This is a genomic window from Pseudomonas acericola (SeqCode) (genome assembly GCF_053456465.1).
Window position 1 is genome coordinate 243,301 of record NZ_JBRFJB010000001.1, and the last position, 23,628, is coordinate 266,928.

The window sequence follows — 23,628 nt, forward strand, 5'->3', positions numbered from 1 at the left end:
AATGGATAGGATTGTCCGACAATCTTGTGCATGAAAAACTCTTCATAATCGCTCCGCTCGAACGTTGGTAGCTTTCTTCCCGCTGCCCAATAATTCGAGTCCTAATAATGAATAAAAAAACTCTCAGAAGCGCTTTGGCGCTTGCCATTTCGCTTGCCTCCACACCGCTGTTCGCCGGTGGTTTTGCGCTCAACGAACAAAGCATCAGTTCGATGGGTACAGGCTACGCCGGGCGCTCCTCCTCGGCGGACGACGCCAGTACGGTGTTCGGCAACCCGGCCGGTATGGCTCGCATCAAACAGAATGAAGTGAGCATCGGCGCGACCTACCTCGATGCCAAATCCAACATCAAGGACGCCAGTTCCTCCCAGGGCGGCGCCGAGAATCCAGGCACCAACAAAGGCGATATGGTCCCCGGTATTGCCGTGCCGATGGGTTACCTGGTGACGCCGATCGACGAGCACTGGGCGTTTGGCCTGGGGATCTACGCACCGTTTGGCCTGGTGACCGACTATGAACACAGCTTTCAAGGCAATGGCTTTGGCAATAAGAGCAAGGTGCAGGTCATCACCGTGCAACCGACGGTCAGCTACGCGTTCAATGATAAGGTTTCGGTAGGTTTCGGCCCGACCTTCAACAAAATCAGCGGCGAGTTGGACTCCAAGGTGCCTGCGTTTGGCCTGGGCACGGAAACGGCCAAGATCAAGGGCGATGACACCGCGATGGGCTTCAACGCCGGGATTCTGGTGCAGGCCCTGGACACGACCCGCGTTGGCGTCACCTACCATTCGCAAGTGGTCTATCACCTGAGCGGCCATACCAACGCCTCGGGCGTGCTGTCCGACCTGCTGGACGGCGGGCCGCAGAAGTATGACGCGAAGTTGAATGTCACCACGCCGTCTTCCGTGGACTTCTCGGTCACCCACCAATTGAGCGATGCCCTGACCCTCTATGTGGGCAGCACCTACACCCGCTGGAGCCAGTTGAAGAAGATCACGGTGAACAACACCGGTGTGTCCGACATTACGGCTGAGCTGGCCGGCCTGGACTCCATCACCGAAGAACAGCACTGGCATGACACCTGGTCCCACGCGATCGGCCTGTCGTATCAGCTCAACAAGCAACTGGTGCTGCGCACGGGCTTTTCCGTGGACCAGACACCGACCAATAACACCGACCGTTCCGTGCGTATTCCGACGGGCGATCGCACCGTATTCAGCCTGGGTGCCGGCTGGACGCCCGTGGATAACCTGACCTTTGACGTGGCCTATTCCTACCTGAAGGAAGAGCCGATCAAGGTGCGCGACAACAACCCTCAGTTGCAGTTGACCTACGACGCCAAGTACGAAAACAGCGCCAACGGTTTTGGTGGTTCGGTCACTTACCGCTTCTGACCGGTGCAAACATGAAAACGGCAAGGTCCATCACTGGGCCTTGCCGTTTTTTTTTGCCCGACGGGCGTGGCGCTGGATGCCAGATTAGGCTTTTGAAACGATTGGATATTCTGTAGCCTTGCGCAGCTTCACCCGTGCTTGATGAACAAAAACACTTCGTCCGGCGGCGCCCGAAGGGCACCAGAGCCGGTGGTACACTCGACTTTCGCGCTACTGCGCCTGCAGGTCTTGCGAACATGACGCAAATTTCCGAACGCCTTCTGGTTCAAGCCCACCTCGACGCCAAGCAGCCCAAGGCCCTCAGCGCCGAAGAAGAGGCGAGCCTGCGCGCCGCCATCGCCGCCGAGCTTAAAGCTCAGGACGCGGTGCTGGTTGCCCACTTCTACTGCGACCCGGTGATCCAGGCCCTGGCCGAAGAAACCGGCGGCTGTGTTTCCGACTCCCTGGAAATGGCCCGCTTCGGCGCCGCTCACCCGGCCAAGACCGTACTGGTCGCCGGCGTGCGGTTCATGGGCGAGACGGCCAAGATCCTCACCCCGGAAAAACGCATCCTCATGCCGACCCTGGAAGCCACGTGCTCCCTGGACCTGGGCTGCCCGGTGGACGAGTTCTCGGCGTTTTGCGACCAGCATCCCGAGCGCACGGTGGTGGTCTATGCCAACACCTCGGCGGCGGTCAAAGCCCGGGCGGATTGGGTGGTGACGTCCAGCTGCGCGCTGGAAATCGTCGAAAGCCTGATGGACAACGGCGAGACGATTATCTGGGGCCCGGACAAGCACCTGGGCACCTACATCCAGCGCCAGACCGGTGCCGACATGCTGCTGTGGGACGGTGCGTGCATCGTCCACGAAGAGTTCAAATCCAAGCAGTTGGAAGACATGAAGGCGCTGTACCCGGACGCCGCGATCCTGGTGCACCCGGAATCACCGACCGCCGTGATCGAACTGGCGGACGCCGTGGGGTCCACCAGCCAGCTGATCGCTGCCGCCCAGCGTTTGCCGAACAAGACCTTTATCGTCGCGACCGACCGCGGCATCTTCTACAAGATGCAGCAGCTGTGCCCGGACAAGGTGTTTGTCGAAGCGCCCACTGCCGGTAACGGCGCGGCGTGCCGCAGTTGCGCGCACTGCCCGTGGATGGCGATGAATACGCTGGAGCGTACGTTGCAGTGCCTGCGTGAGGGGAGTAATGAGATCTTTGTCGAGCCGTCGGTGATTCCGCACGCGGTGCGGCCGCTCAAACGCATGCTGGATTTCACCCAGGCAGCGCGGTTGAAGCTGGCCGGTAACGCCTGACCCCGTTGTGAACGCGGTCAAAAATGTGGGAGCTGGCTTGCCTGCGATAGCGGTCTACCAGTCAATATTGCAGTGACTGGGCTGACGCTATCGCAGGCAAGCCAGCTCCCACAGTTGATTTGTGTCGTCTGGGATTACTTCTTTTGCTTCGGGATCCGCACCAGCTGCGTATCCGAATAAATGTCATGCCAGCTGCGCTTTTGCTTATCAAACAGCGACCAGACAAACCCCAGCCCCACGCACAGCCACGACGCAATCGACACCACAAACCGCAGCAGCGCCTGCCACAGGCTGATGCGCGAGCCATCCGCGTTCTGCACGCGCACGCCCCACACCTGCATGCCCAAGGTCTGGCCGGAATGGGTCCAGAATTTGGCGAAGAACCCAAACACCACAAACAGCAGAATCGTTGACAGCAACGGGTCGCCGTCCAACGCGCCGGATTCGGTGAGGGTGCGCATCTTGGCTTCGCCGATAAACGCCATCCACACCAGCTTGTAGATAAACGCGGTGACGATCAGCAGCGCGGTGCACAGCAAGAAGTCATAGAACATCGCTGCCAGACGACGGCCCAGGCCAACGGCGGGAAACTCGCCCTGGGGGCTCAGCAGGGATTTGGACATGGCAGGGCTCTCGGAAAAAAGATCCATAGTACGGAATAACGCCCATAAAAAAGCCCCTGATGTCATGTCAGGGGCTTTTTGTCGCAGGAAGGATCAACCTTCTGCTTGTACTTCGTCTGCTTGCAGGCCTTTTTGGCCCTGGACCGAAACGAAGGTCACTTTCTGGCCTTCTTTCAGGCTCTTGAAGCCGTTGCCCTGAATAGCGCGGAAATGCACGAACAGATCCGGGCCGCTTTCTGGAGTGATAAAACCAAACCCTTTTTCGTCGTTAAACCACTTGACGGTGCCGCTCTGACGTTTGCTATCCGACATTTTCTTATTTCCTTGACGCTAAAAATTAATGACAGCCTCTTTCGCATGAAAGAGTACTGGGCTGGATTGCAGGAAAGTAAGAGACATCGAACGGGTTGTAGCAACACTTCGGCTACTGCCCAGGTCCAGGTTCAAAGCGACCCATGCAAACACAGTGGGCAAACTCTACGCCAACTAATAGAGAAAATACAAGCCCTGCCAAAACCCCAGCGTTTGCTCGGGTTTGTGACACTTTTGTCACCGCAGGGGATTCGGCTTATTCGATAGAGTTGATCACTTGTTATAGGTTGTTCCCTATTAAGTTGACTATCGTCAATGCACTGTTTTATGGCGGTTGCGTTACAAATTAGTGCGCGTTAATGCAACCGCGTTACTTATAGAAACAGTCAATCAGCCACGGTAGTAACGTTGCGGCACAAATGGCATTTTACTTACACGCAGTGGCACCTTTTTCCCACGTACCAACGCAGACACTTCGGTGTCCAGCGCGGTGAATGCGCTGTCCAGGTAACCCATGGCGAGCGGGCCGCCGAGGGTCGGGCCAAAGCCGCCGCTGCACACGCTGCCGATCACGGTGCCGTGTTCGTCAACGATCTCTGCGCCTTCACGCACTGGCGTGCGCTCTTGGGGCAGCAGGCCTACGCGCTTGCGGCTTACACCGGTTTGCTGCTGGGTGAAGATGCGGTCGGCGCCCGGGAAGCCACCGGCACGCGCGCCGTCGGCGCGGCGGGCCTTGGAGATCGCCCACAGGAGGCTGGCTTCAATCGGTGTGGTCTCGCTGTTCATGTCGTGGCCATACAGGCACAGGCCGGCTTCCAGGCGCAGGGAGTCGCGGGCGCCCAGGCCGATGGCCTGTACTTCGGTTTCGGCCAGCAGGCTGCGGGCCAGGCTTTCGGCGTTGGCGGCGGGCACGGAGATTTCAAAGCCGTCTTCACCGGTGTAGCCCGAACGGCTGACGTAGCACTCCACACCCAGCAGGCGCAGGGTGGCGAACTGCATGAAGGTCATCTTGGTCACTTCCGGTGCCAGGCGCGCCAGCACCTTCACCGCCGCCGGGCCTTGCAGGGCGAGCAGGGCACGTTCTTCGAACAGCGGCTCGATGCTGCACTGCTCGCCAATGTGTTTGCGCAGGTGCGCCAGGTCCTGGTCCTTGCACGCGGCGTTGACCACCAGGAACAGCTCGTCGTTACCCAGGTTGGCCACCATCAGGTCATCGAGGATGCCGCCTTGGTCGTTGGTGAACATCGCATAACGCTGCATGCCCACCGGCAGGTCGATGATGTCGACCGGCACCAGGGTTTCCAGGGCCTTGGCGGCATTCGCGCCGGTGAGGCGGATCTGGCCCATGTGGGACACGTCGAACAGCCCGGCCTGATCGCGGGTGTGCAGGTGTTCCTTCATCACGCCCAATGGGTACTGCACCGGCATGTCGTAGCCGGCGAAGGGCACCATGCGCGCGCCGAGTTCGAGGTGCAGGGCGTGCAATGGGGTTTTCAACAGGGTTTCGGTGGACATATTCAGCTCCTGAAAAACGTGCTGGCGCGCCTTGCGGCGTCAGCACTCGATAATGTTGACCGCCAAACCGCCACGGGCGGTTTCCTTGTATTTGCTTTTCATATCGGCGCCGGTCTGGCGCATGGTGCGGATGACCTTGTCGAGGGACACAAAGTGCTGCCCGTCGCCGCGCAAGGCCATGCGCACCGCATTGATGGCTTTCACCGAGCCCATCGCGTTGCGCTCGATGCACGGCACCTGCACGAGCCCGCCAATCGGGTCGCAGGTCAGGCCGAGGTTGTGTTCCATGCCGATCTCGGCGGCGTTTTCCACCTGGGAAACCGTGCCGCCCAACACTTCGCACAGGGCGCCGGCGGCCATGGAGCAGGCCACGCCGACTTCGCCCTGGCAGCCGACTTCGGCGCCGGAGATCGAGGCGTTTTCCTTGTACAGAATGCCGATGGCGGCGGCGGTGAGCAGGAAGCGCACCACGCCGTCTTCATTCGCACCGGGGATAAACCGCATGTAGTAATGCAGCACGGCCGGGACGATCCCGGCCGCACCGTTGGTGGGCGCCGTTACCACGCGTCCGCCGTTGGCGTTTTCTTCGTTGACTGCCAGCGCGTACAGGTTGACCCAGTCCAGCACTGACAGCGGATCACGCAGCGCGGACTCCGGGTGCTTGCACAGTTGGCGATGCAACGCCGCCGCGCGGCGCTTGACCTTCAAGCCACCGGGCAAGATGCCTTCGTTGCGACAGCCCGCATCCACGCAGTCCTGCATGACCTGCCAGATCTTCAGCAGCCCGGCGCGGGTTTCGGCTTCAGGGCGCCAGGCACTTTCGTTGGTCAGCATCACCTGGCTGATGGACAGCCCGTAGGTGGTGCAATGGCCGAGCAGGTCCTTGGCGTGCTTGAACGGGAAGGTCAGCGGGGTCGCATCTTCGACGATGCGGTCGGCGCCGGCGGCATCTTCATCCACCACAAAACCACCGCCGACCGAGTAGTACTCACGGCTGCGGATCTGGATATTGGCGGCGTCGAAGGCACGAAAGATCATGCCGTTGGGATGGTAGGCGAGGGGTTTGCGGATCATCGCCAGGTGTTCTTTCTCGTTGAACGCAATGCTGTGTTCGCCGAGCAAATTCAGGCAACCGTCCTTGCGCATCTGCGTCAGGCGGGCGGCTACGGTTTCGGTATTCACGGTGTCGGGGTGTTCGCCTTCCAGGCCCAGCAACACGGCCTTGTCGCTGCCGTGGCCTTTGCCGGTGGCGCCCAGCGAGCCATAGAGCTCCACCTTGACGCAGGTGGTGGTGCCCAGCAGGTGGTCGCGCTTGAGGCCCTCGACGAATCGAGCGGCGGCGCGCATCGGGCCAACGGTGTGGGAACTGGAGGGGCCGATGCCAATCTTGAACAGGTCGAACACGCTTAAAGCCATGAGTTGTTCTCCGGTTTCTTATTATTTTCTGGGTGCGCTCGGTCTCACTGTGGAGGAGGCCTATGTGGGAGCTGGCTTGCCTGCGATAGCATCACCCCTGTCTACCTGATAGACCGAGGTGCCTGCATCGCAGGCAAGCCAGCTCCCACAAAAGCCAGCTCCCACATTTGACCGTGTTCCGTCAGTCAGGTTTACGCGTAGCTCTCGATCGACGGGCACGCACACACTAGGTTGCGATCACCAAACACGTTGTCCACTCGCCCAACCGGCGGCCAGTACTTGCCTTCGATCAACGACGGCACCGGGTACACCGCCTGCTCGCGGGTGTAGGGGTGGGTCCACTCGCTCACCAATTCAGCGGCGGTGTGCGGCGCGTTTTTCAGCGGGTTGTCGTCCTTGTCCAACGTGCCGTTTTCCACCGCACGGATTTCTTCGCGGATCGCGATCATCGCGTTGCAGAAGCGGTCCAGTTCTTCCTTGGATTCGCTTTCGGTCGGCTCGATCATCAAGGTGCCGGCCACCGGGAACGACATGGTCGGCGCGTGGAAGCCGAAATCGATCAAACGCTTGGCTACGTCATCCACGCTGATGCCGCTGCTGTCTTTGAGTGGGCGCAGATCGAGGATGCATTCATGCGCCACTAGGCCGTTGCTGCCGGTGTAGAGCACGGGGTAGTGCTCTTCGAGGCGACGGGAAATGTAGTTGGCATTCAGGATCGCCAGCTGCGAAGCGCGCTTGAGGCCCGCGCCGCCCATCATGCTGATGTACATCCAGGTGATCGGCAAAATGCTCGCGCTGCCGAACGGCGCCGCGCACACCGCGCCTTCCTTGCGTTCCATGGCCGCGTGGCCTGGCAGGAACGGCGTGAGGTGCGACTTCACGCCAATCGGGCCAACGCCCGGGCCGCCACCGCCGTGGGGGATGCAGAAGGTCTTGTGCAGGTTCAGGTGGGACACGTCGCCGCCGAACTTGCCCGGTGCGCACAGGCCGACCATGGCGTTCATGTTGGCGCCGTCGATGTACACCTGGCCGCCGTTGTCGTGGATGATCCCGCAGATTTCGCGGATACCTTCTTCAAACACGCCGTGGGTGGACGGGTAGGTGATCATCAGCGCGGCGAGGTGCTCGCGGTGCTCGATGGCCTTGGCGCGCAGGTCTTCGATGTCGACGTTGCCACGTGCATCGCACGCGGTGACGACCACGCGCATACCGGCCATGTTGGCGGTCGCCGGATTGGTGCCGTGGGCCGACGACGGGATCAGGCAGATGTCGCGGCGCTCGTCGCCACGGCTCTGGTGATAGGCACGGATCGACAGCAAGCCGGCGTACTCACCCTGAGAACCGGCGTTCGGTTGCAGGGAAATCGCGTCGTAGCCGGTGGCCGCGCAGAGCATGGCTTCCAGGTCGGAGGTCAGCTCCAGGTAGCCGGCGCTTTGCTCGGCCGGGGCGAACGGGTGCAGGGCGCCGAACTCGGCCCAGGTCACCGGGATCATTTCGCTGGCGGCGTTGAGCTTCATGGTGCACGAGCCCAGCGGGATCATGGTGCGGTCCAGCGCCAGGTCCTTGTCGGCCAGCTTGCGCAGGTAGCGCATCAGCTCGGTTTCCGAGTGATAACGGTTGAACACCGGGTGGCTGAGCACGGGCGACTGGCGCAGCAGGGCGGCGGGCAGGGTGCTTTCAGTCTCGGCGAAGGCGGGGAGTGCCTTGCCGTCGGCGAAGATCGCCCACAGGGTTTCGATATCGGCCTGGGTGGTGGTTTCATCCACGGAAACGCCAAGACGCTCACCGTCCACCACACGCAGGTTGATGCGCTGGGCGCGGGCCTTGTCGTGCAGGGCGGCGGTGTTGGCGCCGGTGTTGAGGGTGATGGTGTCGAAGAAGTGCTGTTGCTCGACCTTGAAACCCAGGGTGGTCAGGCCGTTGGCCAGAATCGCGGTCAACTGGTGCACGCGCTGGGCGATTTGGGTCAGGCCTTTGGGGCCGTGGTACACGGCGTACATGCTGGCGATGTTGGCCAGCAGCACCTGGGCGGTGCAGATGTTCGACGTGGCTTTCTCGCGGCGGATATGTTGCTCGCGGGTCTGCATGGCCAGGCGCAGGGCCGGCTTGCCGAAACGGTCCACCGAGACACCGACCAGACGGCCCGGCATGTCGCGCTTGAACGCATCCTTGGTGGAGAAGTACGCCGCGTGCGGGCCACCAAAGCCCAGTGGCACGCCGAAGCGTTGTGCGCTGCCGATGGCCACGTCGGCGCCGAACTCACCCGGTGGGGTCAGCAGGGTCAGGGCCAGCAGGTCGGCGGCCACGGCCACCAGGGCGTTGGCGGCGTGGAAGCGCTCGGTCAGTGCGCGGTAGTCGAATACGTCACCGTTGCTCGCTGGGTATTGCAGCAGGGCGCCGAAGAACGGGCTGACGTCAGTCAGTTCGCGCTCATCGCCTACGACCACGTCGATGCCCAACGGCTCGGCACGGGTGCGCAGCACGTCGAGGGTTTGCGGGTGGCTGTGGACGGAGGCGAAGAAGGCGTTGCTGCCCTTGTTCTTGCTCAGGCGCTTGCAGAAGGTCATGGCTTCGGCGGCGGCGGTGGCTTCGTCGAGCAGGGAGGCGTTGGCGATCGGCAGGCCGGTGAGGTCGCTGATCAGGGTCTGGAAGTTCAGCAGCGCTTCCAGGCGGCCTTGGGAAATCTCGGGTTGATACGGCGTGTAGGCGGTGTACCAGGCCGGGTTTTCCAGGAGGTTGCGCAGGATCGGCGACGGTGTGTGGCAGTTGTAGTAGCCCTGGCCGATATAGGTCTTGAACAGTTGGTTCTTGCCGGCGATGGCCTTGATCTTGGCCAGGGCCTCGGCTTCGCTCAGGCCGTCTTCCAGGCCGAGCACGCTGGTGCCCTTGATGCTTTCCGGGATCACGCTGGCGCTCAGGGCTTCCAGGGAGTCAAAACCCAGGCTGGCGAGCATCTGCTGCTCGTCTTCCGCGCGCGGGCCAATGTGGCGGGCGATGAATTCGTTGGCGGTGGTCAGTTGAACGGTCATTGCGCGCTCCTCAAGCTTCAGCGTTGGCTTTGATCAGGCGGTCGTACGCGTCCTGATCCAACAGTTTAGCTACCGCGTCGGCATCGGCCGGTTTAAAGCGGAAGAACCAGCCTTCGCCCATCGGGTCTTCGTTGACCAGCTCCGGGCTGTCGCTCAACTTGTCGTTCACTTCCAGCACTTCGCCAGTCAGCGGCATGTACACGCCGCTGGCGGCCTTGACCGACTCCACGGTGGACGCTTCGGCGCCCTTGTCGTAGGCCTGCAACTCCGGCAGTTGCACGAAAACCACATCACCCAGCGCGTTCTGCGCGAAAGCGGTGATACCCACGGTGACGCTGCCGTCAGCTTCGGCGCGCAGCCATTCGTGATCTTCAGTGAAACGCAACTCGCTCATGGAAACTCCTCGGGGCCAGATTCGTCTGGTGGACGGAATAATGGGGAGTTGCTTAGCAAGATTGCGGCCAAGGTTATTAAATCGTTATAAATCAACAAGTTAACAAATATGGTTATAGCGCTATGCAGTGCAGCTGTAGCGATTTCGATACAGTTGGGCGCAGGAAAAAAAGCCTATGTGGATCAAAGCCTTGCATGGCACGCGAAAAACAGGGTTGTAGCGATATCGTTACGCTGTAGCGCTTTCAGTACAGCCGATGTCGTTCCTGGACCAAAATTTGGAATGCAGTCCCTGTGGGAGCTGGCTTGCCTGCGATAGCGGTCTGTCAGTGACACATGGGCTTGCTGACCCACCGCTATCGCAGGCAAGCCAGCTCCCACAAAAGCCAGTTCCTACATGTGGACCGCGTTTTGTCAGCTAAGGCTTGTTGGGGATGCCGTACTTGCGCAGGCGATGGGCAATGGCCGTGTGCGACGTCTGCAACCGGCTGGCCAATTGCCGAGTCGACGGATAGCTGGTGTAGAGCTTTTCCAGCAGGCTGCGTTCGAAGTCCTCCACGGCCTGTTCCAGGCTGTCGACTTCGTTGTCACTCTGGCGCGCCACCGAGGTGCCGGCGATGTCGAGGTCGCCGATGTCCACCAGGCTGCTTTCGCAGATGGCGGCTGCGCGGAAGATCACGTTCTGCAACTGGCGCACGTTGCCCGGCCAGCGGTTGCCCAACAGCGCCGGGTAGGTGCCAGGCGCCAGGCGGCAGACCGGGCGCTGGATCTGCGCGCAGGCCTGCTGCATGAAGTAGCGCGCCAGCAACAGGATGTCCTGGCCGCGTTGGCGCAGCGGCGGCACTTCGACGTTGAGCACGTTGAGGCGATAGAACAGGTCTTCGCGAAAGGTGCCCTCGCTGACCATCTTTTCCAGGTCGCGGTGGGTGGCGCTGAGGATGCGCACGTTGACCTTCACCTCACGGTCGCCCCCCACGCGGCGGAAGCTGCCATCATTGAGAAAGCGCAGCAGCTTGGCCTGCAAATACGGCGACATCTCGCCGATCTCATCGAGGAACACCGTGCCCTGGTTGGCCAGTTCCATCAGCCCCGGCTTGCCACCACGTTGCGCGCCGGTAAACGCGCCCGGTGCATAGCCGAACAACTCGCTCTCGGCGAGGTTCTCCGGCAACGCCGCGCAGTTCAATGCCAGGAACGGCGCACTGTGGCGTGCACTGCTGGCGTGGCAGGCCCGCGCCACCAGCTCTTTGCCGGTGCCGGTCTCGCCCTGGATCAACAGCGGCGCATCCAACGCCGCCACCCGCTGCGCCCGCGCCTTGAGGGTGCGGATCACCGGCGATTCGCCGAGCAGCGCGTCAAAACCTTCGGCATGGTCGTGGTGCAGTGCCGACAGTTGTTCGCCGATGCGGTTGGGTTGGTAGAGGGTCAGCAGGGCGCCGGCGTCGGTGATCGGCGTGGCGTCCAGCAGCAGGGTCTGGCCGTTGACGCTGATCTCGCGCAGCGGCAAGCGAAAGCCATGCTCCAGCAAGGTGGCGAGCAGCGCCGGGTCGTTGAACAGCTCGCTGATGCTTTCCCCGGCAGGTTCGCGCCCGTACAGCGCGATCAAGGCCGGGTTGGCCAGCAGGATCTTGCCCGCGCTGTCCAGGGCCAGCACCGGGTCGGTCATGGCGGCCAGCAGGGCGTCGAGTTGCAGGTGGCGGCGCTGGCCGGGAAGGATGTCCACCACGGTGACGGCCTGTACGCCGTGCACGCTGAAGAGGGCGTCGCGCAGTTCTTCGAGCACCTCGGCGCTGAGGGTTGGCGCGTCGATGTAGACGTTGGGCGGCACCATTTCCACCGCATCCAGGTTGAGATTGCGCCCACCGAGCAGGGCCAGGACTTCCTGGGTGATGCCGACGCGGTCGATGAAGCTGACGTGGATACGCATGGGATGGCGTTTGGTTCTGTGGTGCGAGAGGTGGCAAGTATGCCTTGCTGACGATGGAGATCAAAATGTGGGAGCGGGCTTGCGGTGGCGAGGGAGCTTGCTCCCGTCCGACAGCGCAGCTGGAGCCGGCTCTTGGGGGCGCTTCGCACCCCAGCGGGAGCAAGCTCCCTCGCCACCACAAGCCAGCTCCCACATTTGTCCTGTTTTGCCTATGAGAGAAGGGTCATTCCAGGTGTTCGGGTTTGACCGGATCACCTGGCTTCACATCCAACTGATGCCGCACATCCTCGAACATCAGGTCGTACTGCTTGTGCATCGAGCCGTTGAGCACCGCGATCTTTGGCATGCCGTATTTCTGCGCGATGTTCATCGCATGCCGGGCAAAGTCGAACGCCTGGTCCTTGGGTAAAAAGAACTCTTCCTTGAGGTCCTTGCCCTGCACCGAGCCATGCAGTTTAAAGAGCATGCCCTTGCCTTCCTTGGGGTCCTGGCTGACTTCATAGTCGATGCACAGGTTGTAGCTGTAGTCATTGGCATTGAGCGCATGACGTTCGACGTGCAAGTGACCCGGTTCAAAGATGGCCATAGGCGTTTCTCCTCAACTTCACAGGTAGGTGATGCCAGGTTTTGCCGTACTGATGCGTGTGCCGGCGCTGCCCTGGACAATCGCTTCGATGTCCGAGAGTGAACCGATGACGGCGGTTTTGCCAGTCTTGCGGGCGAACTCGCAGGCCGCTTGCACCTTGGGCCCCATGGAGCCGGCGGCGAAGCCGAGTTTTTCGATTTCGTCGGGGTGGGCCTGGCCGATGGCTTTCTGGGTCGGCTTGCCGTAGTCGATAAAGGCCGCGTTGACGTCCGTGGCGATCACCAGCAAGTCGGCTTCCAGTTGCGACGCCAGCAGCGACGAGCACAGGTCCTTGTCGATCACCGCTTCGATGCCCTTGAGCTTGCCGTCTTCGCCGTACATGGTCGGGATGCCGCCACCACCGGCGCAGATCACGATGCTGCTTTTTTCCAGCAGCCACTTGATCGGGCGGATTTCAAAGATGCGCTTCGGCCGCGGGCTGGCCACCACACGGCGGTATTTGTCGCCGTCCGGGGCAATCGCCCAGCCTTTTTCAGCGGCGAGTTTTTCCGCTTCGGCCTTGGAATACACCGGGCCGATGGGCTTGGTCGGGTTCTTGAACGCCGGGTCGTTGGCGTCCACTTCGACCTGGGTGAGTAGGGTGGCGAAGGGCACTTCGAAGTCCAGCAGGTTGCCCAGTTCCTGTTCGATGATGTAGCCGATCATGCCTTCGGTTTCGGCACCGAGCACGTCCAGCGGGTACGGCGACACCTGGGTGTAGGCCGCCGCCTGCAACGACAGCAGGCCGACTTGCGGGCCATTGCCGTGGGCGATCACCAGTTCATTGCCGGGGTGGATCTTGGCGATCTGTTCGGTGGCGATTCGGATATTGGCGCGTTGGTTGTCCGCAGTCATGGGTTCACCACGGCGGAGCAGGGCGTTCCCGCCCAGTGCAACGACGATACGCATAGCGTCTGTCCTTCTAAAAAAACTGATGAAGGAACACGGTCAATGTGGGAGCCGGGCTTGCCCGCGATGGCATCACCGCGGTCTCTCTGAGCGACCGAGTTGCCTGCATCGCAGGCAAGCCAGCTCCCACATTGACGGTGTCGTGCCTTAGAGGTCGGCCAGGGTGGAGACCAAAATCGCCTTGATGGTATGCATGCGGTTCTCCGCCTGCTCGAAGGCTATGCACGCCGGCGACTCGAACACGTCGTCCGTCACTTCAATGCCATTGGCCAGGTGCGGATACTGCTCGGCAATCTGCTTACCGATCTTGGTATCGCTGTTGTGGAACGCCGGCAGGCAGTGCATGAACTTGGTGCGTGGGTTGCCGGTGGCTTTCATCAGCTCGGCGTTTACTTGGTACGGCAGCAGTTGCTCAATGCGCTCGGCCCAGGCTTCCACCGGTTCGCCCATGGAGACCCAGACGTCGGTGTGGATGAAGTCCACGCCTTTGACGGCGGCTTTCGGGTCTTCGGTGAGGGTGATGCGCGCACCACTTTCTTCCGCGTATTTTTTGCAGCGGCCGACGAGATCATCGTGAGGCCACAGGGCTTTTGGCGCGCAGATGCGCACGTCCATGCCCAGCTTGGAACCCACCAGCAGCAGCGAGTTGCCCATGTTGTTGCGCGCATCGCCCAGGTAGGCGTAGCTGATCTCGTGGATCGGCTTGTCGGCGTGTTCACGCATGGTCAGCACGTCGGCGATCATCTGGGTCGGGTGGTATTCATCGGTCAGGCCGTTGAATACCGGCACGCCGGCGAACTTGGCCAGTTCTTCGACGATTTCCTGCTTGAAGCCACGGTATTCGATGGCGTCGTACATGCGCCCGAGCACGCGGGCGGTGTCTTTCATGCTTTCTTTGTGGCCGATCTGCGACGAGCCCGGGTCGATGTAGGTGACGTTGGCGCCCTGGTCATAGGCCGCCACTTCGAAGGCACAGCGGGTGCGGGTCGAGGTTTTTTCGAAGATCAGCGCAATGTTGTTGCCTTTGAGGTGTTGCTGTTCGGTGCCGGTGTACTTGGCGCGCTTGAGGTCGCGGGACAGGTCCAGCAGGTAGCGCAGCTCGCGCGGGGTGTGGTGTTCCAGGCTGAGCAGGCTGCGGTTGTGGATGTTGAACGCCATGATGATTCTCCTTGGATTCGGTAATCGGCCCGGTCGGCGCGGGATATGCGCCGCCGGGTGGATGGTCGTTTAGTAGTCGATAGGGTCGCGGATGATCGGGCAGGTCATGCAGTGGCCGCCGCCACGGCCCCGGCCGAGTTCACCGGCGCTGATGGTGATCACTTCCACGCCGGCCTTGCGCAGCAGGGTGTTGGTGTAGGTGTTGCGGTCGTAGCCGATGACCACGCCGGGCTCCACGGCCACCACGTTGTTGCCGTCGTCCCACTGCTCGCGCTCGGCGGCGAAGGCGTTGCCGCCGGTTTCCACCACGCGCAGGGCCTTGAGGCCGAGGGCGGCGGCGACGGTGTCGAGGAAGTTGGATTTCTCCCGAGTGATGTCGATACCGTGGGGTTTGCTTTCGTCAGGGCGCAGGGTGAAGGCGACGATCTGGTTGACCACTTCGGGGAAGATGGTCACGAGGTCGCGGTCGCAGAAGCTGAACACGGTGTCCAGGTGCATCGCGGCGCGGGATTTTGGCAGGCCGGCGACGATGACTTTTTCCACGGCCTTGTTCTTGAACAGGTTGCGCGCCAGTTGGCCGATGGCCTGGTGGGACGAGCGCTCGCCCATGCCGATCAACACCACACCGTTGCCGATTGGCATCACGTCACCGCCTTCCAGGGTGGACGCGCCGTGTTCCTGGTCAGGGTCGCCGTACCAGATCTGGAAGTCGGCGTTGGTGAACTCGGGGTGGAACTTATAGATGGCGGTGGTCAGCAGGGTTTCCTGACGTCGCGCCGGCCAGTACATCGGGTTCAGCGTCACGCCGCCGTAGATCCAGCAGGTGGTGTCACGGGTGAACTGGGTGTTGGGCAACGGCGGCAGAATGAAGCTGGCGTGGCCGAGGAAGTCGCGGAACATCTCGATGGTCTTGCCGCCGAATTGGCTCGGCAGGTCATCGGCGGATACGCCACCGATGAGGAACTCGGCGGTCTTGCGCGGCTCCAGGCTGCGCAGCCACGAGCCGACTTCATTGACCAGGCCCAGGCCAACGGTGTTGGCGGTGATCTTGCGCTCCAGGATCCAGTCCAGGGCTTCAGGGATGGCGACGATGTCGGTGAGCAGGTTGTGCATTTCCAGCACATCAATATCCCGCTCGCGCATCTTGGTCACGAAGTCGAAGTGGTCACGCTTGGCCTGGGCCACCCACAGCACGTCATCGAACAGCAGTTCATCGCAGTTGTTGGGGGTCAGCCGCTGGTGGGCCAAGCCTGGGGAGCACACCATGACTTTGCGCAGTTTGCCGGCTTCGGAATGTACGCCGTACTTCACTTTTTCCGTGGTCATTTCAGATCCTCCAGTGAACAAAAAGATTCAGGTGTTACAGGGTCAGGAAGCCGTCGTAGAGCCCATAGGCCGCCACCAGGGCGCCAATGACCACTGCGGCGAAAATCAGCTTCTCGACGTTGGTGAAAATCGGTTTGCCCAGTTCACGCTTGGCCTTGGCGAACAGGATCGCGCCGGGGGCGTAGAGCAGGGCGGAGAGCAGCAGGTACTTGGTGCCGCCGGCGTAGAGCAGCCAGATCGCGTAGATCAGGGCGATGGCGCCGATGAACAGGTCTTTCTTGCGCTCCTTGAGGGCGTTTTCGTAGGTCTCGCCGCGCACCGCCAGCAGCAGCGCGTAGGCCGCCGACCACAGGTAGGGCACCAGGATCATCGAGGTGGCGAGGTAGATCAGCGACAGGTAGGTGCTGGCGGAGAACAGCGTGATGATCAGGAACAGCTGCACCATCGCGTTGGTCAGCCACAGGGCGTTGACCGGCACGTGGTTGGCGTTTTCCTTACGCAGGAACTCCGGCATGGTGTGGTCCTTGGCGGCGGCAAACATGATCTCCGCACACAGCAGCACCCACGACAGCAGCGCCCCCAGCAGCGAGATGATCAAGCCGACGCTGATCAGCACCGCGCCCCAGTGACCCACCACATGCTCCAGCACGGCGGCCATCGACGGGTTCTGCAGCTTGGCCAGTTCCGGTTGGGTCATGATCCCCAGGGACAGCACGTTCACCAGCATCAGGAACAGCAGCACGGTGATAAAGCCGATCACGGTGGCCTTGCCCACGTCGGAGCGTTTTTCGGCACGGGACGAGAAGATGCTCGCGCCCTCGATACCGATAAACACCCACACGGTGACCAGCATCATGTTGCGCACCTGGTTCATCACGCTGCCCAGGTCGGGGTTTTTCACGCCCCAGATGTCCGCGGTGAAGATCTCCAGCTTGAACGCGAACAGCGCGATCAAGACGAACAGCACCAGCGGCACGACCTTGGCGACGGTGGTCACCAGGTTGATGAATGCCGCTTCCTTGATCCCGCGCAGTACCAGGAAATGCACGGCCCACAGCAGCGCCGAGGCACCGATCACGGCCGCTGGCGTGTTGCCCTCGCCGAAGATCGGGAAGAAGTAACCCAAGGTGCTGAACAGCAATACGAAGTAACCGACGTTGCCCAGCCAGGCGCTGATCCAGTAACCCCAGGCGGACGAGAAGCCCATGTAATCGCCGAAACCGGCCTTGGCGTAGGCGTACACACCGCCGTCGAGGTCGGGCTTGCGGTTGGCGAGGGTCTGGAACACGAAAGCGAGGGTCAACATGCCGATGGCGGTAATGACCCAACCAATCAACACTGCGCCGACATCGGCGCTGGCGGCCATGTTTTGTGGCAGAGAGAAGATCCCGCCACCAATCATTGAGCCGACGACAAGTGCAACCAGTGCACCAAGCCTAAGTTTTCCGGGAGTGTCAGACATTGCGTGACTCCAATGCAGGAGAAGAGAGACCACAGAATAATTCTGTGCGCTATTCAAACAGCTGACTCAGATCACTTCATTGGCACATTCCATTGTGAATTAATGACTTAGGATGGAATCCCTTGGGCAATACAAAGACGCGGGAAAGCGCTTTCCAGAGCGGTTTCGCCGTTGTTGTTAATCATTTAGTCAGGGGCATGGACGTTTGAAGCTAGCCCCTTTTTTCGGATGTGCAAACTTTTTGAACGAAGTTTCACGAAAGCGCTATAAGCGTTAAGTTTTGTGCAGTATTTAAAATCTAAATAAGCCTAAACTTCACGGCGCGACATGCTTTTAGGTTATGAACATGTCTGTTTTATCGCCTTCTCTAATAAACGCTACACTCGCTGAGTTAATTAGTTGAGTGCACAGTTGTCAGCTCAAACAGTGGTTAATCCAGGAGTCGCCATGTCCCAACCGGCCCAGAAACTTCGACTTGGCGCCCTGATCGCCCTGGTGGTGGGCTCGATGATTGGCGGGGGGATTTTTTCCCTGCCACAAAACATGGCCGCCCGCGCCGAAGTGGGCGCCGTGTTGATCGGCTGGGGGATCACCGCTGTGGGCATGCTGACCCTGGCGTTTGTGTTCCAGACCCTGGCCAACCGCAAGCCCGAGCTGGATTCCGGGGTGTATGCCTACGCCAAGGCGGGGTTTGGCGACTACATGGGTTTCTCGTCTGCCTGGGGTTACTGGATCAGCGCGTGGATGGGCAACGTCGGTTACTTCGTGTTGCTGTTCAGCACCCTGGGCTACTTTTTTCCGGTGTTTGGCCAGGGCAACACGCCGGTGGCCATCGGCTGTGCGTCGTTGTTGCTGTGGGCGGTGCATTTTCTGGTGATGCGTGGGATCAAGGAGGCGGCGTTTATCAACCTGATCACCACCGTGGCGAAGATCGTGCCGTTGCTGATGTTTATCGTGATCGCCGCCGTGGCGTTCGAGGCGGATATTTTTACCCGCGATATCTGGGGCCTGGGCAACCCGCAGCTGGGCGACGTGGTGGACCAGGTGCGCAACATGATGTTGGTCACGGTGTTTGTGTTCATCGGCATCGAAGGCGCCAGCGTGTACTCCGCGCGGGCGGAGAAGCGCTCGGACGTGGGCCGCGCCACGGTGATCGGCTTTCTCGGCGTGCTGGCGTTGCTGGTGCTGGTGAATGTGTTGTCCCTGGGGATCATGAGCCAGCCGGAACTGGCCAAGCTGCAAAACCCGTCCCTGGCCGGTGTGCTGGAACATATCGTCGGGCCGTGGGGCGCCATGGCGATCAGCCTCGGCCTGGCGGTGTCGCTGCTCGGCGCGTTGCTGTCGTGGGCGTTGCTCTGCGCCGAAATCCTCTACGCCACCGCCCATGACAAGACCATGCCGGCGTTTCTGAAGAAGGAAAACGCCAATCAGGTGCCGGTCAATGCACTGTGGCTGACCAATGTGATGATCCAGATCTTTCTGGTGATCACGCTGTTTTCCCACAGTACCTACACCACCCTGATCTACCTGGCCTCGTCGATGATCCTGGTGCCGTACCTGTGGTCGGCGGCCTATGCGGTGCTGTTGAGCGGACGTGGCGAGACCTATGAAGGCGCCCATGGCCAGCGCCTGAAGGACTTGCTGGTGGCGCTGATTGCCCTGGGGTATGCGGTGTGGCTGCTGTATGCCGGCGGGTTGAAGTACTTGCTGTTGTCGGCGCTGCTGTACGCGCCGGGCGTGATCCTGTTTGCCTTGGCCAAGCGCGAGCAGGGGCAGTCGTTGTTTACCCACATGGAAAAAGGCATTTTCAGCTGCGTGATCGCCGGTGCCGGGTTGGCGGCGTATGGCTTGTATAGCGGGGTGTTGACGTTGTGAGACTGGCATTTGCGCCGCCCTACGACTGGGCGGCGATGATCGGGTTTTTGTCAGCGCGGGCGATCAGCGGGCTGGAGACAGTTGAGGCTGGCGTGTATCGGCGCAGCATCAGCGTGGGGCGCGAGCATGGTTGGATCAGTGTGGCGCTGGGAGCGGGGGATTGGTTGGAGGTGGCCGTCGATTTTCCTGGCGCCGCCGCCTTGCCCGAGATCGTGCGGCGTTTGCGGCGGATGTTTGATCTGGATGCCCAGCCGCAGGTGATCAACCCACAACTGGCGAACGACCCGTTGATGGCGCGGCTGGTGGCGGCCCGTCCTGGCCTGCGCTTGCCGGGCACCTGGGACGGCCTGGAACTGGCGATCCGTGCGGTACTGGGCCAGCAGATCACGGTGGTGGCGGCGATTCGCCTGGCGGGTAAGTTGGTCGCCCAGTATGGCCAGCCACTGGCTACGCCGCATGCGGGCATCACCCATGTGTTCCCGACGGCCGAGGTGCTGGCGGCGGCAGACCTGGCGGCCTTGGGCATGCCCAAGGCCCGTGGTCGCACCTTGTCCGGTGTTGCCCAGGCGTTGCTGGATGATCCGGAATTGTTCGAGGCCAAGGCCAGCCTCAAGGACGGCGTGGCGCGGTTGGTCGTGTTGCCGGGGATTGGCGATTGGACGGCGCAGTACATCGCCATGCGTCAGATGCGTGAGGTGGATGCGTTTGCTTCGGGGGATGTTGGCTTGATCAATGCCCTGGCGGCACTGGAGGGCGGGTCGGTCTCGGCGCGTCAACTGTTGGCGCGGGCCGAAGCTTGGCGGCCGTTGCGGGCGTATGCGGCGCAGCATTTGTGGGCGTCGTTGAGTCGGGGGGATTGATAGTGGCTGTGAGGGCCTCATCGCAGGCAAGCCAGCTCCCACATTTTTGATTTGTGAACACAGTTCAAAATGTGGGAGCTGGCTTGCCTGCGATAGCGGTTGTCAGGTCACCACTGAGCCCGATGTGAACCCAATTCCCCAGCCGGCAAATCCCACTGCAACGGTGTGCCGCTGATGGTTACTGGCGCCAGTAAACGATGGGCCGGCCCCCAGGCCGTCTGTTCCACCAGCAAGCCTTGATCGCTCGGCTGCTCCGCCCGCAACGCCGGTTGCTGCGGCACTTGCCCAGCCTCCACCAACAACGCCGCCGTGCGCGCCAGCGACAACCGCGCCGACCCGCCGCGCCCGGTGTTCAAGCGCTCGCTCAAGGCCCGGATCGCACTCGCCGCCATCAAATACCCGGTGGCGTGATCCAGCGCCTGCAACGGCAGCGGCACCGGTTTATCCGCGTGTTTCCAGGCCATCCCCGCGTCGGCAATCCCGCTGCTCATCTGCACCAGGCTGTCGAACCCGCGGCGATTGCGCCACGGGCCGCTCCAGCCGTAGGCATTGAGGCTCACATCGATCAGGCCCGGGGCGATCTGCTGCAGTTCAGTGGCTGTGTAGCCCAGGTGTTCCAGGGCGTCGGCGCGATAGCCGTGGAACAGAATGTCGGTGTCCTTGAGGAGCGCTTCGAACACCTGCCGGCTCTCGGGGCTTTTCAGGTCGAGGCGCGCGCAGCGTTTGCCCAGGGTCATTTCCGGCACCACGCCGGCCTCGTCCCAAGTCGGCGAGTCGATGCGCAGCACGTCGGCGCCCAGGCCGGCCAGGAAGCGACTGGCCACTGGGCCGGCCAAGACGCGGGTCAGGTCGAGCACTTTGATGCCCGCCAGTGGCCGTGCGACTGAACCGTGCCAGGGTTTGTCGGAGGTAGTTGTCACGGCCTGACGCTGCACCAACGCCTCGGCATTCACGGCCAAGCCTTGCGGGTGCGCCTGCCAGGCTTGCCATGTGCGCATCTGCGCGGCACAGCCGCCTTCATCGACAATCGCCTGCTCCAGTTCGGCGGCGTTCCATTGGGCAACCTTGCTGGCCATCTCGTCGCGGTCGGCGACCTTGCCGAGGATGCGTTCGGCGGCCGCACGGTGATGGGGCGCGTTGGTGTGCAAGCGAATCCAGCCGTCGGCGCTGGCGTAGTCGCCGGCCACCGGGTCCCACAGGGGCGGCACTTGCCAGCCCAGCGGGCGGATCGAAGAGGAGAACCAGAAAGAGGCGAGGCGCCGGTCCACACTGACGGCGGGCAACCGCCCGGTCTGTTGCTGGATCAACAGTGCCACCGCCTGGCCCGCAGAGCCGAGGCTGGCGCTGGCCAGTTCGGTGACGGCGAAGGCCGAGGGCAGGGCGCCGGCCTCGGTAAAGGCCAGCGGTGTGTGGGGCAGATTGAGTGCGGCTTGGATGGGGGTCAGCAGGTCAGTCATCAAAGGCCCTCCGTAAGAGAAGGGCCACTATAAGAGATCATCAGGCCGGTGTGGCAACCCCAGGCTCCAGCGGCAGCTCGATGCTGGCGATAAAACCGCCGCCCGGGTGATTGGCCAGGATCAGGCTGCCGCCGTGACGCTCGGCCGCGCGGCGTGCGATCGCCAGGCCCAGGCCGTGGCCTTGGGCAGTCTGGCCGGGGGCGCGGTAAAACGGTTCGCCCAACTGGCTCAGGTGCTCGGCTTCGACGCCGGGGCCGTGGTCGCGCACGCTGATCAGGATGCGCTCGCCCTGGCGCTGGGCGTGCAATTCGATGGGCTGCTCCGGTGGGTTGAAGCGCTGGGCATTGCGCAGCAGGTTGTCCACGGCGCGTTCGATCATGGTCGGCCAGCCCTTGAGGTGCAGGTCGCTGTCGCCGCTCAGTTGCACCTTTTGCTCGGGTGCACTGAGCAGGGCGTCTTTTTGCAGGGCCTTGAGCAACGGGTCGAGATCGACGTCCTCGGCGCTGGCGTTGTCGGCATCGACACGAGCCAGCACGAGGATTTCACTGATCAAGGCTTCGAGGCGGTCACATTCGCGGGTCAGGCGCGGCCAGAGTTTTTCCCGTTCTTCGGGGCTGGCGCGTTCGGCCAGGGCCAGGGCGATGCGCAGGCGGGCCAGGGGCGAGCGCAGTTCGTGGGAGACGTCGCGTAGCAACTGGCGCTGACTGCCGATCAGACTTTGCAGGCGCGCGCCCATGCGGTTGAAGTCGGTGGCGAGCACGCCGAACTCGTCGCGGCGGTTGGCCAGGCGCGCCAGGCTGTTTTGCTGGTAGGTGGCTTGGCCGAGGTCATGCACCGCGCCGCGCAAACGGCTCAAGGGGCGGGTGATCGACAGCGTCACCAGCAAGCTGAACAACGTCAGCACCACCAGGGCAATCGCCAGCGCGCTCAGTGGCCACAACAGGCTGCTGCGGTGCCAGGCGTCCAGTTCCGGGTGGGGGATGCGGTAGATCAGCAGGTAGGTGTCGCCGGTTTTCTCGCTGGTGTACTCGGCGGTCAGGCGCCGCCACGGCAGGTGGCCGTCCTTGCTGTCATTTTGCCGGGCCTCGAACGCGGCCGAGCGCCGTGGGAATGTGCCGCGCACCACCGGCTCGCCGCTTTCGTTGAGCACCTGCACGTCGATGTGGTACTGGCGCTTGCGCTGTTGCAGCAACTCCTGGGCGGCGTCTTCGCCCTGGGATTCGTAGAGTTGCGCCCATTCTTCGGGCAGGTTGGCGAGGCCGGGGTGGCGGCTGAGAATCCAGCCGTCCTGGTTGAGCATGTGCCCAAGCAGGATCGACAACCCGGCAACCAGAGCGATGGCCAGCCAGAAACTGGCCAGGATCCGCCAGAACAATGAGCGCACAGGAAACCCTCAAACAGGAAAAGCCCAGTGGCGGTGGCCACTGGGCTGGAAGCGTTAACGCGTGGGCATTATTGCGCTTTTTGCGGCTGTTGCGCTTTCCAGGCTTGGAATTCCTTCCACTCGGCACGGCGCTCGGCTTGTTTCTTGACGATCTCGTCGAATTTCTTCTGCTGATCGGGTTTCAGCACCGCGCGGATATCCGCCTGGGTTTTCTGCTTGCCGGCGGCGATCTCGTCCTGCATGGCTTTCTGCTCAGCGGCCGGGAGTTTGTCCAGGTACTTTTTGGTCAGGTCTTTGCGAGCGTGCCATTGGTCACCCATCAGTTTGCCGATTTGCTCGCGCTGTTCTTTGCTCAAATCCAGCTGGCTGAAGGGGCCGCCTTTGCCACGCGGACCGTGTTCACCGCCGTGGCCCGGGCCGCCCATCATGTGGCCTTCTGGCCCGCCCATCGGGCCGCGACCGTCGGGCATTGCCGCCATGGCAACGGTTGGCAGGGCAGTGGCGAACATCAAAGCGATAAGGGTCTTGCGCATGGTGATTCTCCTGTCTCTATTCCGGTGAGTCCGGATGTAAGTAGATTACGGAGATGAAGGTCAGCGGCAGTCAGGGGAGCGTAAAGCTTGGGTAAAGAGGGGTTTGGCGGGAGCTGACAAAACGATTGAGGCGGA

The 23,628-nt window shown here is 61.9% G+C and carries 19 protein-coding genes; 4 read left to right on the plus strand and 15 right to left on the minus strand.

The window, feature by feature from the left end:
- The first annotated feature begins 107 nt into the window (after positions 1-107).
- Both ACU688_RS01095 and nadA read left to right on the plus strand, forming a co-directional pair.
- Complete coding sequence (locus ACU688_RS01095) at positions 108-1,394, plus strand: OmpP1/FadL family transporter (protein ID WP_448183359.1); 1,287 nt, start codon at positions 108-110, stop codon at positions 1,392-1,394.
- A 236-nt stretch (positions 1,395-1,630) separates the two neighbouring features.
- Positions 1,631-2,689 carry a quinolinate synthase NadA gene (gene nadA / locus ACU688_RS01100; protein WP_124524925.1) on the plus strand — a complete coding sequence of 353 codons (1,059 nt, stop codon included), beginning with the start codon at positions 1,631-1,633 and terminating at the stop codon, positions 2,687-2,689.
- A 134-nt stretch (positions 2,690-2,823) separates the two neighbouring features.
- On the opposite strand, the gene ACU688_RS01105 is transcribed toward nadA, so the two are convergent.
- From ACU688_RS01105 to arcD (ACU688_RS01160), 12 genes are all read right to left on the minus strand, one after another.
- On the minus strand, positions 2,824-3,312 hold the full coding sequence (locus ACU688_RS01105) for an RDD family protein (RefSeq protein WP_448183360.1): 489 nt from the start codon (positions 3,310-3,312) through the stop codon (positions 2,824-2,826).
- 93 nt (positions 3,313-3,405) lie between these two features.
- On the minus strand, positions 3,406-3,624 hold the full coding sequence (locus tag ACU688_RS01110; RefSeq protein WP_003193835.1) for a cold-shock protein: 219 nt from the start codon (positions 3,622-3,624) through the stop codon (positions 3,406-3,408).
- Positions 3,625-4,014: 390 nt separating this feature from the next.
- Positions 4,015-5,139 carry a glycine cleavage system aminomethyltransferase GcvT gene (gene gcvT / locus ACU688_RS01115; RefSeq protein WP_448183361.1) on the minus strand — a complete coding sequence of 375 codons (1,125 nt, stop codon included), beginning with the start codon at positions 5,137-5,139 and terminating at the stop codon, positions 4,015-4,017.
- A gap of 39 nt (positions 5,140-5,178) precedes the next feature.
- On the minus strand, positions 5,179-6,555 hold the full coding sequence (locus ACU688_RS01120) for an L-serine ammonia-lyase (RefSeq protein WP_448183362.1): 1,377 nt from the start codon (positions 6,553-6,555) through the stop codon (positions 5,179-5,181).
- A 191-nt stretch (positions 6,556-6,746) separates the two neighbouring features.
- On the minus strand, positions 6,747-9,584 hold the full coding sequence (gcvP, locus tag ACU688_RS01125) for an aminomethyl-transferring glycine dehydrogenase (protein ID WP_448183363.1): 2,838 nt from the start codon (positions 9,582-9,584) through the stop codon (positions 6,747-6,749).
- Positions 9,585-9,594: 10 nt separating this feature from the next.
- A complete protein-coding gene (gene gcvH / locus ACU688_RS01130; protein ID WP_078738842.1) occupies positions 9,595-9,978 on the minus strand; it encodes a glycine cleavage system protein GcvH in 384 nt (127 codons plus the stop codon).
- 417 nt (positions 9,979-10,395) lie between these two features.
- On the minus strand, positions 10,396-11,904 hold the full coding sequence (gene gcsR, locus ACU688_RS01135; RefSeq protein ID WP_448183364.1) for a transcriptional regulator GcsR: 1,509 nt from the start codon (positions 11,902-11,904) through the stop codon (positions 10,396-10,398).
- Positions 11,905-12,127: 223 nt separating this feature from the next.
- On the minus strand, positions 12,128-12,490 hold the full coding sequence (locus tag ACU688_RS01140) for a DUF5064 family protein (protein ID WP_207040665.1): 363 nt from the start codon (positions 12,488-12,490) through the stop codon (positions 12,128-12,130).
- 18 nt (positions 12,491-12,508) lie between these two features.
- Positions 12,509-13,438, minus strand: a complete 930-nt coding sequence (gene arcC, locus ACU688_RS01145) for a carbamate kinase (protein ID WP_124524917.1) — start codon at positions 13,436-13,438, stop codon at positions 12,509-12,511.
- Positions 13,439-13,585: 147 nt separating this feature from the next.
- Complete coding sequence (locus ACU688_RS01150; RefSeq protein WP_124524915.1) at positions 13,586-14,596, minus strand: ornithine carbamoyltransferase; 1,011 nt, start codon at positions 14,594-14,596, stop codon at positions 13,586-13,588.
- Positions 14,597-14,665: 69 nt separating this feature from the next.
- Positions 14,666-15,922 (minus strand): arginine deiminase, encoded by a 1,257-nt coding sequence (gene arcA / locus ACU688_RS01155; protein ID WP_448183365.1) that lies wholly within the window; start codon positions 15,920-15,922, stop codon positions 14,666-14,668.
- A gap of 34 nt (positions 15,923-15,956) precedes the next feature.
- The gene (arcD, locus tag ACU688_RS01160; protein ID WP_026136948.1) at positions 15,957-17,384 is read right to left on the minus strand and encodes an arginine-ornithine antiporter; all 1,428 of its coding nucleotides are present in this window, start codon (positions 17,382-17,384) and stop codon (positions 15,957-15,959) included.
- Between the two features lie 447 nt (positions 17,385-17,831).
- On the opposite strand from arcD (ACU688_RS01160), the gene arcD (ACU688_RS01165) reads away from it, so the two are divergent.
- Both arcD (ACU688_RS01165) and ACU688_RS01170 read left to right on the plus strand, forming a co-directional pair.
- Positions 17,832-19,259 carry an arginine-ornithine antiporter gene (arcD, locus tag ACU688_RS01165; RefSeq protein ID WP_448183366.1) on the plus strand — a complete coding sequence of 476 codons (1,428 nt, stop codon included), beginning with the start codon at positions 17,832-17,834 and terminating at the stop codon, positions 19,257-19,259.
- Entirely contained in the window at positions 19,256-20,119 is an 864-nt protein-coding gene (locus tag ACU688_RS01170; RefSeq protein WP_448183367.1) for a DNA-3-methyladenine glycosylase family protein, read from the plus strand. Before arcD (ACU688_RS01165) ends, ACU688_RS01170 begins: the two co-directional genes overlap by 4 nt.
- A gap of 107 nt (positions 20,120-20,226) precedes the next feature.
- Here ACU688_RS01170 and ACU688_RS01175 read toward each other — a convergent pair whose 3' ends face one another.
- The 3 genes from ACU688_RS01175 to ACU688_RS01185 all read right to left on the minus strand — a co-directional run bounded on the left by ACU688_RS01175 (position 20,227) and on the right by ACU688_RS01185 (position 23,493).
- Positions 20,227-21,576, minus strand: a complete 1,350-nt coding sequence (locus ACU688_RS01175; RefSeq protein ID WP_448183368.1) for a CoA transferase — start codon at positions 21,574-21,576, stop codon at positions 20,227-20,229.
- 40 nt (positions 21,577-21,616) lie between these two features.
- Positions 21,617-22,960 (minus strand): sensor histidine kinase, encoded by a 1,344-nt coding sequence (locus ACU688_RS01180; protein WP_448183369.1) that lies wholly within the window; start codon positions 22,958-22,960, stop codon positions 21,617-21,619.
- 68 nt (positions 22,961-23,028) lie between these two features.
- On the minus strand, positions 23,029-23,493 hold the full coding sequence (locus ACU688_RS01185) for an LTXXQ domain protein (RefSeq protein ID WP_448183370.1): 465 nt from the start codon (positions 23,491-23,493) through the stop codon (positions 23,029-23,031).
- Between the last annotated feature and the right edge of the window lie 135 nt (positions 23,494-23,628).